The sequence below is a fragment of the Vasconcelosia minhoensis LEGE 07310 genome (genome assembly GCF_015207255.1).
Taxonomy (GTDB): domain Bacteria; phylum Cyanobacteriota; class Cyanobacteriia; order Phormidesmidales; family Phormidesmidaceae; genus Vasconcelosia; species Vasconcelosia minhoensis.
Genome location: NZ_JADEXG010000006.1, coordinates 1 through 13,296, shown reverse-complemented (window position 1 = coordinate 13,296; position 13,296 = coordinate 1). Strand labels below are relative to the sequence as shown.

Sequence of the window (13,296 nt, the reverse complement as noted above, 5' to 3'; positions counted from 1 at the left end):
GGACAGAGGGCCAGCGCACAAATAGGCAGCCTTCAGACTCACTTTAAGATCGGCTTTACTAAAGGCAAAAACTGAGGTACCAGCGCTTCTTGACTCACGACTAAAGTCGGGAAGGGAAGACTGCCGTAGTCTTTGCCAACCTCCAGGGGAAAAATGTCCGGCCGATCGAGGGAAACCCAGGTTGCTCCAGCTGCCTGAGTAATCACCCAAACTGCGGCAATGTCCCAAATCTTTGGCGTGGCCTCGGCTGCTCCCAGGCCGACCCCGGCGGCAACGGTCAGCAGGTTATAGGTTGCGACGCCCAGCATCCGAATTTTGCAGGGAAAGGGCTGCTTCAGTACGGCGGTGCTGCGAGCGCAGAGGCTAAACAGCTGGTTGCCCGAGGGCGCAGCGGCGGAAGTCTGAATCGGCTGATCGTTGAGGAACGCCCCAGTCGATCCATCTAAGCCAGAATTTCCCATCCAGAATCCATGAAAATGCTGGCGAATTAGGGGGAAGTAGACATGGCCAAATACCGGTGTCCCCCGATAGAGCAGTCCCAAAGAAATGCCCCATAGGGGAACCCCCCGGGTGAAGTTGGTGGTGCCGTCGATCGGATCGATTACCCAGCACCAGTCCTGTTCAGGAAAGATGTGGGACTGTTCCTCGCTAAGTACGCCGTGGTCGGGATAGGCAGTGGCAATGCGCTCACAGAGTTCGGCATCGGCCCAACGGTCGAACTGGGTGACCAGGCTGCCGTCGGCTTTTTCGTCGGCCTGGGCCTGGCCAAAGGCGGACAGCAGCTGTTTGCCTACGGCAGCGGTTGTCGATTGGGTAAAGTCGGGCAGAGTCGCCCACAGATCGGTCATCAGGGTCTAAAAGTCAGAATTTAGGGCGCTGGGGGAGCAAGCTGAAATCTTAGTCTAAATCGCTTTCTAGCGCGGCGGTAATTGCGGCTTTGGCATTGAGCTGAAATTCGCGGATATTCACGCGGCTGAGCAGCGCGATCGCAATTATCATCCCCACGGCCTGGGTCAGAAACACCAGCGCATAAGCTGGCAGCTGCTGCTCTTCCGGAATGGGACCGACCGTAACCAGCGCCATGCCCCGTTTGCCCAAGGTCAGCAGACCGCCGCCCAGCAGGGTCGCGCCGCCGCGAGCCATGGCCTGAGCCAGTCCCCAAGCGCCGATGAAAGTACCCGCTGTCTCCGCCGCCGTGAGGTCGAGCATCAGCACAATCGACCCCGTCGTCAGTACCCCCGCCGCCAGGCCAAACAGCCCGACTGAACCCATTAGCAGCGGCGGCTGCGCCGTCAGCCCGGTCAGGGTAAGCAGCACTAAACAACCCGCGGCGGCGCTACAGCCCAGCTTCACCGTACGCTTTTTACCCAGCCGCGGCACCAGCAGAAAGCCCGCCGCTATGATGCCTAGCAGCGTCCCCAGACCAAAGTAGGCATTGAGCTGGGTGGTCTCGGCAATTTTCATGCCAAAAATCTGGCCGCCGTAAGGCTCCAGCACCGCATCCTGCATAAACAGGCTGAGGCTCAATACCAGCAGAAAGCAGAAAAACAGGCCGGTCTGCCGGCTCGCCGTGAGGATCCGCAGGGCACGGCCCAGGGTGATCTGATCTTCACGATTGGCGGCCCGCGATCGCTGTTCCAAGTGAGAATATTTCTTCTCAATCCCGACCGTGCTAAAAATTGCTAGGCCGCAGACGATGGCGGGCGCAATGATGAATAGCCGATTGATAGAGCTTTGGATCTGCGCCAGAGTGGGCACATCGCTGAGCGAGTCCAGCACCTTCACCGTAATAATCACCCCGGCAATGATCCCCACCATCAGCATCGACCAGCCAATGCCAACTAGCCGGGACTGGGTCTGCTCATCGGAAACATCGACCAGCAGTGCCGTATAGGGGGTCGATGTCGAAGACAGCGCTAGCCCGTAGAGGGCAAACATCAGCGCCAGCAGCCCCACCCAAAAGATATTCGTCAGGCTCCACTGCCAGCCCGTTTCAGCAATACTCGCGGCCAGCCGCCAGACCACCTGCACCGAGAGGAATGCAGTCACGGCCATGGAGATAATCCCCAGCCAGATGTAGCCGCTGCGGTGATGTCCCAGCAGCGGTCGGGTGTCGGAGAGCTGACCAAACCAAACCCGGGCCGGGGCCATAAACTGATGCACCGCGATCGCGCCTGCTGCGACTAGGGCGGGCACCCTAAGCTCGTCGATCATCACCCGGTTGAGCACGCCCAGGGTGAGCAGCGACATAATCCCTAGCCCCATGTTGAACATGCCCAGCCGCAGCATGGTGAGCAGCCCCAGCTGCGGTACAGCGGCTGCTTCGGATAATTCTCTGGGCACTGCCCCAGGTGGAACTGAGGATGGAATTTCAGGGTTGGACATAGAACTGGAATAGCAAGAGTTCTGTGCAAAGCTGCGATCGCGATCGCCTGCTCACCAGCATAGGCGCTAAAGATTGGCACCCGCCAGTTCCGTAAAGTAAAAAAACAGGAGGCAGACGGTGTCTACCTCCCGATCGATTGATCAACCTCTTAGAAGCGCTCAGGCGGATGGATCTCAAATGAAATAGACTTTGCCGCTGCCGATTCGGGTGCTGATTTTGACGCGGCGGCTTGGGAATTAGGAACCTGAGGAATTTCGAGGTCTGGAGCTGTGGACGAGTCATTTTGAGTTAATGGTTGGGTCGGAGATGCCGCTAAAGTCTGATTTCGACGGGCATTGCTGGCCAGTGCCAGCCCGACTCCGCCCAATACGGTCAGCGGCGTAGACAGTTCCAGACCGGCCCCACCCATCGCGCCACCGATTAACTGCATGAGCCACTGAAACAGCTCAGCCCCAACCAACAGAAATAAGAAGCAGGTCAGCCAAAATTTCACTTTTTCATGCCCCCATATCGTGCTGCAAAGGCTCTGTTGCAAAGCCTAACAGTGGCTCCCCAATCGAGTTCAAGAGCGCCTAAGACCGCTCAAGAACGCTAGAGTAGAGAACGTACAAAGTTTATCGCAACCCGTCAAGAGTCACCGTGAAAGCATCAGCCGCCTCATTTAAAGGAATTACGCTCCTCTCTAGTCGCGAGATCGAAGCGATGCGCAAAGCCGGTCAGCTAGCGGCGCAGCTCCTCGACCATCTAGCGCCGCTGGTGCAGCCCGGCGTTAGTACTCTGGAGCTGAACGATGAGGCCGAGCGCTGGACCCAGGCCCATGGCGCAATCAGCGCTCCTTTGGGCTATCCGGGTGCATCGGGGGTAGCTGACTTTCCGAAGTCAATCTGCACCAGCGTCAATCAGGTCATCTGCCACGGCATTCCCAACGCCAAGGAAATTCTGAAGGACGGCGACATCATCAACATTGACGTGACACCCATCTTAGACGGCTATCACGGCGATACCTCCCGCACCTTTCTGGTAGGCGATCCCTCACCCTTGGCCCGGCGGCTGGTGGCTGTGACTGAGGAATGTCTGGAGCGGGGGATTGCCGCAGTGCAGCCTGGCGGTCGGGTCGGCGATATCGGCGCGGCGATTCAGGAATATGCCGAAGAGCAAGGCTTCTCTGTGGTTCAGGACTTTGTTGGGCACGGCGTTCATCGCACTTTTCACGCCGAGCCCCAGATTCCCCACTACGGTACCCGGGGCAAGGGCAAAAAGCTGCGGGCTGGGATGGTGTTTACAATTGAGCCGATGATCAATGAAGGCACCCACGAGGTTGAGCTTTGGGACGACGGCTGGACAGCGGTGACTAAAGACGGTAAACTTTCGGCCCAATTTGAGCATACGCTCGCCGTTACCAAAACCGGCGTTGATGTGCTGACCCGCAGCCCGGTCGCAGTCGTGGTTTAGACATTTACGGGTTTAGATGTCTTTAAAGGTTTTGTAACGGGGGTTAGTTAAAGGTGGCTCAAGTCTGGGTGAGACCTACCCTAGGCATCGGTCTAATCGCCCTGCTCAGCCTCTCTAGCTGCGCTTCGCAACCGGCCTCGTTGCCTGAGACCGCATCGCCTGAAGCCAAATCGTCCGAACCTGCCCTATCTGAAAACAGTCCTGACCTGGCTAACGTTATCGACGTCGCGGCATCGGGTGATGCCGGTGCCTACACCCTGGCGGTGACGATACGCAGTCCCGATATCGGCTGCGATCGCTATGCCGACTGGTGGGAGGTCCTCAGCCCCGACGGTACGCTGCTCTATCGACGAATTTTGGCCCACAGCCATGTCGATGAGCAGCCGTTTAGCCGCAGCGGTGGCCCCGTCGCTGTGCAGCCCAACGACTCGGTGATCGTTCGGGCGCATATGAATCCTGACGGCTATGGTGGTCAGGCAATGCAGGGATCGGTGGCAGTGGGCTTTACGCCGGTGGCGCTAGAGCCGGACTTTGCGATCGCGCTAGCAGACAGCCCTCCTCTACCCGACGGCTGCGCCTTCTAGCCTTTGACTCCAGTTAGGCTGATCGCTGCGATCGCTGCCATTCCCAACTGAGCCTCGACATTAAAATCATCGAGGCATAACCATTCGGCGTTTTTATGCATTCCCGCAAAATCCCTTCTGGCATGAATCCCTCAGATTGATACAGCCGTCTAGCCCGGTCATTCTTCTCCATCACGTCGAGCCAGAGCCGATGGGCGGCCTGCGTCTGAAAGGCCCACTGCTGCAACAGCCGCAGCGCCGTTCGGCCATATCCCTGACCTTTTTGGGTGATGACCAGGCGACGTAGCTCCAGGCTACGATTTGGGTTCTCAAGACCGGCTAAAATAGCGTAGCCAACCGGCACTGGATCGCCCGTACTATTAACGGATAGGCATTCAGCAATCCAATGCTGCTCGTCTAATTCCGTTAGCGCTTGCCGATGACGGTCTAGCGTCCACTGGCTGACAAAAGGTGCATTCTCCGGGTGCTGTTCTGCAGTTAAGACAAAAGGAAAGTCTTGAGCCTGAGTCGGTCTGAGCACCAGACCGGCGGCTCTAAGCTGGTTGGGGTTTGACATCGGATGCCGGTGTTTTTAGATCAGCAGCCTGTCCTGGTATCCTATTTTTCCCAAGCGGTGAAAAATACCGAGACTATCAGCGGTTGCTCCTTTTCGGGCCGTTGTGACCTTCAGGATAATCTGACGGGTGAGGTTTCAGCTAGCGTCCTATGGCATTATCATTGGGCAGCGCTGCTTCAACCTGTTCTGGCCGCAACTATCTGGCCGCATCTACCGGTTCGTCTAGATTGAGATTCGCTCAAAATTGATCATGCTCCATCATTTTCGGGCCTCCGGGCTATTGCAGACCGGGCTTAAAACCTTGAGCTACCGCTCACTGCCCAGCAGGCAGGATTGCTTTGGCCTGCCGCAGCGCTATCCTATGGCTGCCTGGGAGGTGGCATGCGCTTAGCTCAGAAAGTAGCGCTGGTCACCAGCAGCGGCCCTGGACCCTGCCGAGAGACCGCTAAGCTATTCGCGCGGCAGGGGGCTCGGGTCGTGGTCTGCGGCCGCAATGCGGAGCAAGGACGAATGACGGTTGAGCAAATCCGACAGGCGGGCGGCCAGGCAAACTTTTTTCTAACTGATATCTCCCTCGCCGCCGATGTCAAAGCGACCGTCGATGAAACGATCGCGACCTACGGACGACTAGATATTTTGTTCAATCATGCCGGTCATACCCACGCCCAGGATAGCTCTGTGGTTGAGCTGTCTGAGGCCGTCTGGGATCGGGTGATCGAGGTGAATTTGAAGGGAACCTTCCTCTGCTGTCAGTATGCGCTACCGTTTCTCCGACAGTCCGGCAGTGGCTTAGTGATTAACCTGGTTGTGTCAGAGCCAGGACAGGATAAGCGATCGCAGTCCGCGATCGCGATCAGCCGAGGTGGGGTGCTGGCGATGACGCGCGAGATTGCCAATGAGTTTGCCCAGCGCAACGTTCGCGCCAACCTAATCTGGTTAAGCCCGGCGGGGGCTGATGCTGAGTTTATGCCGGGGCTAGAGCAGCCGCGATCGCTGCTAGCTCGCCAGGTGATGTACCTACCGGAAGCATTAGCAGCAAGCCCCAACCGGTTTGAGCAGGCGGCCCAGGCAGCGCTATATTTGGCGAACGAGCGGTCGGAAACGACCGGAGCCGTCGTCATCGTGGGCAGATCGAACGGTGGGGGTTAACCCGCTCCAGACGCTCAACCCCAGACGCTCAAACTTGGATCATTCAAAATGGCTAGAATCAGGCGCTTTCATTTAGGCAGGCTGAGGGTCTTCAGACAGATCGTAGTCCCCTATCCAGACCGCAGACAGCAGCTCTAGCCCCCGCTGTGTGAGCAAAATATCGTCTGCGCAGACCGTCGCATCGCTGAGTTCGCCACCAGCTGCTAGGACAAGATCAATAATCCAGTCGTAGCAGGGCTGGGCCGTGGGATGCCGCATTAAGCGCTCTAGGCGGGCCTGCTGAGATAGCGACAGTCGCTGCTGGAGCAGCAAATAGAGGGGCACGCCCGTTCGCTGCTCGACGCCAGTCAGGACCTGTTGCACGTAGCTCGCAGCTGGGGCGTCGTCTAGGCTGACCAAGCAATCTTCCAGCCGGGCCAGCATCTGCCCGACGAAATCGACGCCCAAATGCGCGTTCAAATAATGGCCTGGCTGCTCCAGGTCGGTTTCCATCATGTCGCAAATGCTTGACCAGTCCAGATCTGGATAGGCTCGTTGCAAGAGCTGGAAGCCGCGCTCGTTAATTCGGCAAAGCCTGGCTTCTAGGTCACAGGAAAAATCTGTGCCGGGCTGGGCTCCTGCTTCTACAAGCATTTGAAAGAGCTGGACAACTTCAACGTGCATGGCTGACAGCGGGCGATCGCGCCTTAGATTGGCCATAGAGTAGACGGGATGACGAACAGCCGTCGTTCACAGTTAACCTTTTGGGCCGTGTGTCTCTAATTCGCTTAACGCTAGCTCAGACTGACTAGGTATACATACCTAAAAAGATGGATTTTGGTTCAACACAGCTGACCGGCTAGACCGTTAGCCAGGTTTCGTTAAGGCTTCCTGATAGGCAGCGTAGACCGCCCGGACGTGGTACCAGTTGAGAAAAATCCGGGATAGCTCTTCGGAAAGCTGGGGTCGTCCGCTGCGGATCAGCCAGCGTAGGACCGGGGCCAGGCTGCGTTCATTCAGCGTGCCGCCGCCGGAGAGCAGTCCCCAGAGCAGCCGGTGAAACCAGGTGAGCTGGATCATCAGCCGCACGTCAAAGGTAGGGTGCTTTTGATAAAACACCAGTCCCATCCGCGCCCGCTGGATTTCTTTGTCGATCAGCTCAGGCAGATCTTCGACCGAAAAGGGCGGATGCCAGTGATAGCCGACCGCTTCGGGACATTTCAGCAGGCTCAGGCCCAAATTTTTGAGCCGGACGCCCAGCTCCAGATCTTCCCAGCCGTACTGGGTAAACTGGGGGTCAAACAGGCCCGCTGCCATCAGCCAATGCTTCGCGATCGCGACGTTGCCCGTTGCGAAAAACGCCTGGGAATAGTCCGTCAGCTTGAAGGGCTCAGCGGTGGGCCGGTCAAAGTTGCAGGTATTGACGACACGGCCATAGGTAAAGGCACGATCGTTTCCGTGGGTCTGTCGGTAGGTCTGAAGGCGCTCGGCGTGATGCTGCAAGAATGAGTCTAGGATGACCAGATCGCTGTCAATAAAAACAATGGTGTCGCCCTTAGCCTGCTGGACGCCAACATTACGCGCGATCGCGGCGCCCCCATGGTCACACTCGAACAGCCGGAGGTGGGGAAAATCGGCCGCATTTGCTTGCAGCCAGGCCACCGTGCCATCGGTGGAACCATCGTCTACCAGGACGACTTCGTAGCCCGTGACCGGCCCAGCTGGGGCAAGAGTCTGCTGCTCTAGGGCGCGCAGGCACTTGGCTAAAATCGGTCGGCGGTTGTAGGTGGGTATGACAACGCTAAAAAACATGGCTGAGGGCGTTGGGGCCTGGTTTCAGGGCAATTCTGTCGGCCATTTTGGGATGGCGTCCCCTATCATAGCGACCAATTGTCATCAGATGATGGAACGACTTTTGGGATCGGCAGGCTGGGCTGTAATAATAAGAAGCCGTTAATCCTATTCATCAAGCAGGTCCCATGAGTCGAGCAAACAAAGTCGTTTTGGCATACTCGGGCGGGGTCGATACTACCGTCTGTATTCCCTATCTTAAAAAAGAGTTTGGTGTGAAAGAGGTGATCACGCTGGCGGCGGACTTGGGACAGGGCGATGAGCTTGAACCGATTCGCAAAAAAGCGTTGGACTGCGGCGCTTCGGAATCCTTAGTCAGCGATGTGACGACAGCGTTTATCGAAGACTACGCCTTTCCTGCCATTCAGGCCAACGCCCTGTACGAAAACCGCTATCCCCTCTCCACGGCGCTGGCCCGACCGCTGATCGCTAAGCTCCTGGTAGAAGCCGCTGAAACCTATGGGGCAGACGCTGTGGCCCACGGCTGTACCGGCAAGGGGAACGATCAGGTCCGGTTTGACGTCGCGATCGCGGCCCTCAATCCAAATATCAAGGTGTTGGCTCCGGCCCGCGAATGGGGTATGGGCCGAGAAGAGACGATTGCCTATGGCGAACAGTTTGGCCTCAGCTTCCCGGTTAAAAAGTCGTCTCCCTACAGCATCGACCGCAACCTGCTGGGCCGCAGCATCGAAGCCGGGCCGCTGGAAAATCCCTGGAACGAGCCGCTGGAGGAAGTCTTTGCGATCACCACCGCGATCGCCGATACGCCCGACCAGCCCGAATACATTGAAATCGGCTTTGAGCAGGGCAAACCAGTTAGCCTCAACGGCCATGCCCTAAGCCCGGTGGAGCTGATTACCCAGCTCAATCAGCTGGCTGGCCGCCACGGCGTCGGCCGGATCGACATGATCGAAAACCGGCTGGTCGGGATCAAGTCTCGCGAAATCTATGAGGCCCCGGCCCTGCTCGTGCTGATCGCCGCCCATCGAGATCTGGAAAGTCTCACCCTGACGGGCGACGTCACCCACTATAAGCGCGGCATCGAGCAGACCTACAGCGAACTGATTTATAACGGCCTCTGGTTTAGCCCCCTCAAGGCGGCCCTAGACGCTTTCATCCAGCAGACTCAGGCTCAGGTTTCAGGCACCGTACGAGTCAAGCTATTCAAAGGCAACGCTACCCTGGCCGGGCGTAAGTCTACCAATGCCCTCTATTCGGAAGCGCTGGCGACCTATAGCGCTGACGACCAGTTTGACCATCGGGCTGCTGAAGGATTTATCTACGTCTGGGGGCTACCGACTCGGGTGTGGGCAGAAAAAACCCGCTCAGCCAACCGTTAGCGGCGGTCTGACGGCATTAAAAATCCTGGTTTATGGCTCAATAAACGCCGATTTCTGTGCTATTGTGGGGGTCAGTGACGGGAAGCTCATTTTCGGCAGGGTCTCTGAGTATATTTAGCATATATTTAGCAGGCTATTCTTCCAAAATTTGGGCTCTCGTCTCTTTCAATGTTTGGAGAGAGGCTACAGGCCATGTCAATTTACGTGGGCAATTTGTCCTACACGGCTACAGAGGAAGATCTCGAGCAGGTTTTTACTGAGTACGGCAAAGTCAAGCGCATTACGCTGCCGACCGATCGTGAAACGGGTCGCCCCCGGGGATTTGCTTTTGTCGAGATGGAAGAAGAAGCTCAGGAAACGGCGTCGATCGAAGCCCTGGATGGAGCTGAATGGATGGGTCGTGAGCTGCGAGTCAACAAGGCCAAGCCTCGTGAGCAGCGTCGGAGACCCCCTTCTGGAGGTGGCTGGAGCTAGATAGACTCTGAATTTTGTTTGAATTGTCTTTCGTGACCGCTCGGTAATTTGATCCAAATCAGGAGGGGCAGGCAAAGCGTCTGCCTCTTTCTGTTTTGTTTGCCTTAAGATAGAAAACTGGGAATAGAAAGCCGAAGCGGCTAAGCTACCGCTCACTAGCTAACGCGAACCGAACAGTCTCAATAATCAATATTTTAAACGCTATTTAAGGAGGTGATACGGCATGGCTCAAGTTGTCCTCGGACAGGACGAGAATCTCGAAGCGGCGCTCAGACGGTTTAAGCGCAAGGTTGTGAGAGCGGGCATTTTTCAAGATATTAAGAAAAATCGATATTTTGAAACACCGCCTGAGAAACACAAGCGTAAAGCGCTAGCAAGACAGCGTCAGCGCAAGCGGCGATCACGGCGGTAGCTCGCGGCAGCCCGTCAGCCTCTAGCCTTGGGCTTGGCCTGTGGCTAGGGGCAATCGCAGGTTTGTCGCCTACCTGTCGCGGCTTCAGCTTTACAGAGATTGTATGAATTCACGCCGTTTTGTCCCCGATGGCGGCTCCAGTTAGCCATAATTGAAGCGCATAGCGACTCTTTTCTAGAGGCCTCCTGATGACGAACGGTGTTTACATCCTGGCCAATGACGTCGTTCAAGACCAGCTGATTGCGCTCCTCAACAGCTTAGAACGCAATGTTGGCGCTGACCTACCGGTGTGTGTTATCCCCTACGACGACCGCACTGAGCTGTGCCGGCAGGCGACCCAAGACCGGCCCCAGGTGCAGTGGTTTGACGATGCAGCCATCTTGGAAAAGTGGGAGACCTATGCCGCCCAAATCTGGCAGGCCCATCCTACCGCCTATGCCGGCTGGCAGCAGCGCGGCGTGCGAGGTGTGAATCGGCTAGGAATGCATCGCCGGTTTTGCTGTTTTGACGGTCCGTTTGAGCGCTTTATCTATCTCGATGCCGATATTTTGGCCATGGGCTCATTTGCGCCGTTTTTTGCCGCCTTAGACCACTGCGATTTCGTCACCTACGATTTTCAATATAAGGACCTTAGCCACGTCTATGACGTTCAGGCTAGCCAGCTGACTGAGGTATTTTCGCGATCGCGCCTAGAGACCGAAATTTTTTGTGCCGGGCTGTTTGCGTCTAAGCGGGGACTGTTTAGCGATCAGCAGCTGGCGACCCTGCTGAACCAGCTCCAGGCCGGAGACGCTGCCATCCTCTATCCCAACGGCCCGGACCAGTCGATTTTGAACTACTTAGTGATGAAATCGAACATTAGGGCGATCAACCTGGCTCGCAGCCTGCCTGCCGAGCGGCGCACCGGCTGCTGCGTCACCTCGCCCCATTTTATAGAGCAGGACCACGTCCTGTTTGACCAAGGCGAACCGCTCACCTACCTGCACTACATTGGTGTGGGTTCCGGCTATTTTCGCCAGCTGTGCGAAGGGCAAAACATCGGCTTTCCTTACCGCGACCTCTTTCTCTACTACCGCTATCTGCACGCGCCTGAGCAGCGTCCGCAGTTCTCTGGTTCACCCCGTGACTACCAAAAGCCCGCTCAGAGTAAAGTGCAGCGACTGCTTAAAAAAGTTGGGCTGGCCGCTCGATAGCGGACTGTTCACCAGGGCAGCCGACTCCCATCCCAGGAAAAGAAAGCGCCGCTGTCGGTCGCTTCCAGATTTTGCAATACCTCGATCAGCTGCTCGACCGTGCGCTCGACTGAAAACAGCTGCTCGGGCGGCAGGTTGCGCTGAAACGGCTGGGACAGCTGCGTATCCGTGGTACCCGGATGGAGCATGACCACTAGGGTCTGAGGGCTTTTGCGGCGGTACTCAATCGCCGCTGTCTTGAGTAGCATATTCAGTGCGGCTTTAGAGGCGCGGTAGCCGTACCAGCCGCCCAGCCGATTGTCCTCGATGCTGCCAATCTTGGCCGAGAGGGTGGCAAACCGGCTGCGCTCTGAGTGATTGAGCAGCGGCAGCAGCAGCTTGGCTAAGAGAATCGCGCCAACGCTGTTGACCTGAAAGTAGCGCAGCAGGGGCTCGGCCTGGATCTGCCGCAGGCTTTTTTCCGGCTGCTGAGCCCCGTCATGGAGAAACCCCACACAGTTGATCACCAGATGCAGGCGTTGAGTGGTCGTTTGGATTTTGGCGATCGCGGTGGCAATCTGAGCTTCGTCGGTGATATCCATCGGCAGGCAGTGCAGCCGACGCGGAAACTGGTCGGCGAGCGCAAGCAGTGCTGCCGCTGAGTCAGGACGGCGATAGGTCACGAACAGCATCTTTAGCGCAGGTTCTTGCAGCAGGCGGCGAACAAAGCCCAGGCCAATGCCCCGACTTGCCCCCACGATCAGGGCGCTGGCGTTCGCGATGCCTGGAAATAAACTCATATTAGTGATTAGTTTTTTGTATAGAAAAATACATTTTCCTCAGACTTTCCTCAGGTTTGGCCGGTAGTCTTTGAGATAGGGCCGTTCGAGCCCCGCGACTCACACCCAGATAAGGACATACCATGCAGGCTAAGTTATACCGCACTTACACGCTCAATCGGCTACGCCAGGACGCGCGCAGTCTGGTTGCCCAGGGCAAAATCGACCGGCAGCAGCCGATCTATGTCCTCTGCCAGTTTATCTCTGGTCGCGATTGGGAATGCGCTGAGCAGCAGCTAGCGCAGAACGACTATCAGACGCGAGATCGCATTGGTGACTTGTTAAGTTAAGCCCATTGGAGGGGTCAGTTTGAGCAGCTAGCCTGGAGACATTGACCCGTCGCTGCTCACCAGCGGTAAGTAAACATGGAAAGTGCTGCCGACGTTGACCTGGCTGCTGACCGAGATTTTGCCCCGGTGCTGTTGCGTAATCGCTTTGACAATCGCCAGCCCTAGCCCGCTACCGCCAATCCGGCGCGAGCGGGCTTTGTCGGCTCGCCAGAAGCGGTCGAACAGACAAGGAAACTCGGCCTCGGCAATGCCAATACCGGTGTCAGCGACGCAGACATGGGCCGAACGGCGGCTTTGGCTGAGGGTAACGATGACCTGACCCTGGGGGGTGTAGTGCAGCGCATTTTGAATTAGGTTGGCAAACAGTCGGCTGAGCGGCAGCGGATAGCCCAGTACGCTGAGCATCGCTTTTTCTTCGAACTGAAGCGCGATCGCTTTAGCCTGGGCCGCCGGGCGGTGAAACTCGACAGTCCGGTGCAGGAGGGCATTGAGATCGACCTTTTGGGGGGGGGCAGCGATCGCCTGAGCATCCATCCGGGCCAGCAGTAGCAGGTCTTCGGCCAGGGTATGAAGCTGGGTCGCCGCGCTGGCGATCGCGCTGAGCTTTTTTCGATCTTTGTCATGTACCCGCTCAGGATGTTTTTGCATCACCTCAACCGAAGTAGTAATCGCCGTCAGCGGCCCCCTGAGTTCGTGGGAGGCATCGGCGGTAAACTGCTTCAGCTGTTCATAGCTGCGCTCCACCGGATGGATCGCTCTTTGGGCCAGCCAGAACCCGCCCAGCCCGGTCAGCCCCAGGGCCAGACTGCCCC

General features: G+C 57.1%; 16 protein-coding genes. 8 read left to right on the top strand and 8 right to left on the bottom strand.

Annotated features, from left to right (window positions below; all coding sequences use genetic code 11):
• Window positions 1–38 precede the first annotated feature (38 nt).
• The 3 genes from IQ241_RS03910 to IQ241_RS03900 form a co-directional block, all read right to left on the bottom strand.
• Window positions 39–848: an inositol monophosphatase family protein gene (locus IQ241_RS03910; RefSeq protein ID WP_193905110.1), complete on the bottom strand. Its 810-nt coding sequence runs from the start codon at window positions 846–848 to the stop codon at window positions 39–41.
• Between the two features lie 49 nt (window positions 849–897).
• On the bottom strand, window positions 898–2,385 hold the full coding sequence (locus IQ241_RS03905) for a BCD family MFS transporter (protein WP_322743569.1): 1,488 nt from the start codon (window positions 2,383–2,385) through the stop codon (window positions 898–900).
• 149 nt (window positions 2,386–2,534) lie between these two features.
• A complete protein-coding gene (locus IQ241_RS03900) occupies window positions 2,535–2,816 on the bottom strand; it encodes a hypothetical protein (protein ID WP_228021363.1) in 282 nt (93 codons plus the stop codon).
• Between the two features lie 209 nt (window positions 2,817–3,025).
• On the opposite strand from IQ241_RS03900, the gene map reads away from it, so the two are divergent.
• Both map and IQ241_RS03890 read left to right on the top strand, forming a co-directional pair.
• Window positions 3,026–3,838: a type I methionyl aminopeptidase gene (gene map / locus IQ241_RS03895; protein ID WP_322743568.1), complete on the top strand. Its 813-nt coding sequence runs from the start codon at window positions 3,026–3,028 to the stop codon at window positions 3,836–3,838.
• A 53-nt stretch (window positions 3,839–3,891) separates the two neighbouring features.
• The gene (locus IQ241_RS03890; RefSeq protein WP_193905108.1) at window positions 3,892–4,422 is read left to right on the top strand and encodes a hypothetical protein; all 531 of its coding nucleotides are present in this window, start codon (window positions 3,892–3,894) and stop codon (window positions 4,420–4,422) included.
• Between the two features lie 13 nt (window positions 4,423–4,435).
• On the opposite strand, the gene IQ241_RS03885 is transcribed toward IQ241_RS03890, so the two are convergent.
• Window positions 4,436–4,978 (bottom strand): GNAT family N-acetyltransferase, encoded by a 543-nt coding sequence (locus tag IQ241_RS03885; RefSeq protein ID WP_193905107.1) that lies wholly within the window; start codon window positions 4,976–4,978, stop codon window positions 4,436–4,438.
• A 381-nt stretch (window positions 4,979–5,359) separates the two neighbouring features.
• Between IQ241_RS03885 and IQ241_RS03880 the strand changes: the two genes are divergently transcribed.
• Entirely contained in the window at window positions 5,360–6,127 is a 768-nt protein-coding gene (locus IQ241_RS03880) for an SDR family NAD(P)-dependent oxidoreductase (RefSeq protein ID WP_193905106.1), read from the top strand.
• A gap of 72 nt (window positions 6,128–6,199) precedes the next feature.
• Here IQ241_RS03880 and IQ241_RS03875 read toward each other — a convergent pair whose 3' ends face one another.
• Window positions 6,200–6,826 (bottom strand): hypothetical protein, encoded by a 627-nt coding sequence (locus IQ241_RS03875; RefSeq protein ID WP_193905105.1) that lies wholly within the window; start codon window positions 6,824–6,826, stop codon window positions 6,200–6,202.
• Between the two features lie 147 nt (window positions 6,827–6,973).
• Window positions 6,974–7,918 carry a glycosyltransferase family 2 protein gene (locus tag IQ241_RS03870; RefSeq protein WP_193905104.1) on the bottom strand — a complete coding sequence of 315 codons (945 nt, stop codon included), beginning with the start codon at window positions 7,916–7,918 and terminating at the stop codon, window positions 6,974–6,976.
• 167 nt (window positions 7,919–8,085) lie between these two features.
• Between IQ241_RS03870 and IQ241_RS03865 the strand changes: the two genes are divergently transcribed.
• From IQ241_RS03865 to IQ241_RS03850, 4 genes are all read left to right on the top strand, one after another.
• On the top strand, window positions 8,086–9,297 hold the full coding sequence (locus tag IQ241_RS03865; protein WP_193905103.1) for an argininosuccinate synthase: 1,212 nt from the start codon (window positions 8,086–8,088) through the stop codon (window positions 9,295–9,297).
• A 192-nt stretch (window positions 9,298–9,489) separates the two neighbouring features.
• Window positions 9,490–9,771 carry an RNA recognition motif domain-containing protein gene (locus tag IQ241_RS03860; protein WP_193905102.1) on the top strand — a complete coding sequence of 94 codons (282 nt, stop codon included), beginning with the start codon at window positions 9,490–9,492 and terminating at the stop codon, window positions 9,769–9,771.
• A gap of 223 nt (window positions 9,772–9,994) precedes the next feature.
• The gene (rpsU, locus tag IQ241_RS03855; RefSeq protein WP_006455111.1) at window positions 9,995–10,183 is read left to right on the top strand and encodes a 30S ribosomal protein S21; all 189 of its coding nucleotides are present in this window, start codon (window positions 9,995–9,997) and stop codon (window positions 10,181–10,183) included.
• 188 nt (window positions 10,184–10,371) lie between these two features.
• Window positions 10,372–11,376, top strand: a complete 1,005-nt coding sequence (locus tag IQ241_RS03850; protein ID WP_193905101.1) for an Npun_R2821/Npun_R2822 family protein — start codon at window positions 10,372–10,374, stop codon at window positions 11,374–11,376.
• A gap of 8 nt (window positions 11,377–11,384) precedes the next feature.
• Here IQ241_RS03850 and IQ241_RS03845 read toward each other — a convergent pair whose 3' ends face one another.
• A complete protein-coding gene (locus tag IQ241_RS03845; RefSeq protein WP_193905100.1) occupies window positions 11,385–12,155 on the bottom strand; it encodes an SDR family NAD(P)-dependent oxidoreductase in 771 nt (256 codons plus the stop codon).
• A 122-nt stretch (window positions 12,156–12,277) separates the two neighbouring features.
• Here IQ241_RS03845 and IQ241_RS03840 point away from each other — a divergent pair, with 122 nt between their 5' ends.
• Window positions 12,278–12,484 carry a DUF4327 family protein gene (locus IQ241_RS03840; RefSeq protein WP_193905099.1) on the top strand — a complete coding sequence of 69 codons (207 nt, stop codon included), beginning with the start codon at window positions 12,278–12,280 and terminating at the stop codon, window positions 12,482–12,484.
• A gap of 27 nt (window positions 12,485–12,511) precedes the next feature.
• On the opposite strand, the gene IQ241_RS03835 is transcribed toward IQ241_RS03840, so the two are convergent.
• Window positions 12,512–13,296, bottom strand: a 785-nt coding sequence (locus tag IQ241_RS03835; protein WP_193905098.1) for a sensor histidine kinase, incomplete at its 5' end; no start/stop codon positions are given.

Bases quoted from the DNA above. Each gene is read 5' to 3' on its own strand.
- IQ241_RS03910 (WP_193905110.1), bottom strand. From the start codon at position 848: ATGACCGATCTGTGGGCGACTCTGCCCGACTTTACCCAATCGACAACC.
- IQ241_RS03905 (WP_322743569.1), bottom strand. From the start codon at position 2,385: ATGTCCAACCCTGAAATTCCATCCTCAGTTCCACCTGGGGCAGTGCCC.
- IQ241_RS03900 (WP_228021363.1), bottom strand. From the start codon at position 2,816: ATGCAGTTAATCGGTGGCGCGATGGGTGGGGCCGGTCTGGAACTGTCT.
- IQ241_RS03885 (WP_193905107.1), bottom strand. From the start codon at position 4,978: ATGTCAAACCCCAACCAGCTTAGAGCCGCCGGTCTGGTGCTCAGACCG.
- IQ241_RS03880 (WP_193905106.1), top strand. From the start codon at position 5,360: ATGCGCTTAGCTCAGAAAGTAGCGCTGGTCACCAGCAGCGGCCCTGGA.
- IQ241_RS03875 (WP_193905105.1), bottom strand. From the start codon at position 6,826: ATGGCCAATCTAAGGCGCGATCGCCCGCTGTCAGCCATGCACGTTGAA.
- IQ241_RS03870 (WP_193905104.1), bottom strand. From the start codon at position 7,918: ATGTTTTTTAGCGTTGTCATACCCACCTACAACCGCCGACCGATTTTA.
- IQ241_RS03865 (WP_193905103.1), top strand. From the start codon at position 8,086: ATGAGTCGAGCAAACAAAGTCGTTTTGGCATACTCGGGCGGGGTCGAT.
- IQ241_RS03860 (WP_193905102.1), top strand. From the start codon at position 9,490: ATGTCAATTTACGTGGGCAATTTGTCCTACACGGCTACAGAGGAAGAT.
- rpsU (WP_006455111.1), top strand. From the start codon at position 9,995: ATGGCTCAAGTTGTCCTCGGACAGGACGAGAATCTCGAAGCGGCGCTC.
- IQ241_RS03850 (WP_193905101.1), top strand. From the start codon at position 10,372: ATGACGAACGGTGTTTACATCCTGGCCAATGACGTCGTTCAAGACCAG.
- IQ241_RS03845 (WP_193905100.1), bottom strand. From the start codon at position 12,155: ATGAGTTTATTTCCAGGCATCGCGAACGCCAGCGCCCTGATCGTGGGG.
- IQ241_RS03840 (WP_193905099.1), top strand. From the start codon at position 12,278: ATGCAGGCTAAGTTATACCGCACTTACACGCTCAATCGGCTACGCCAG.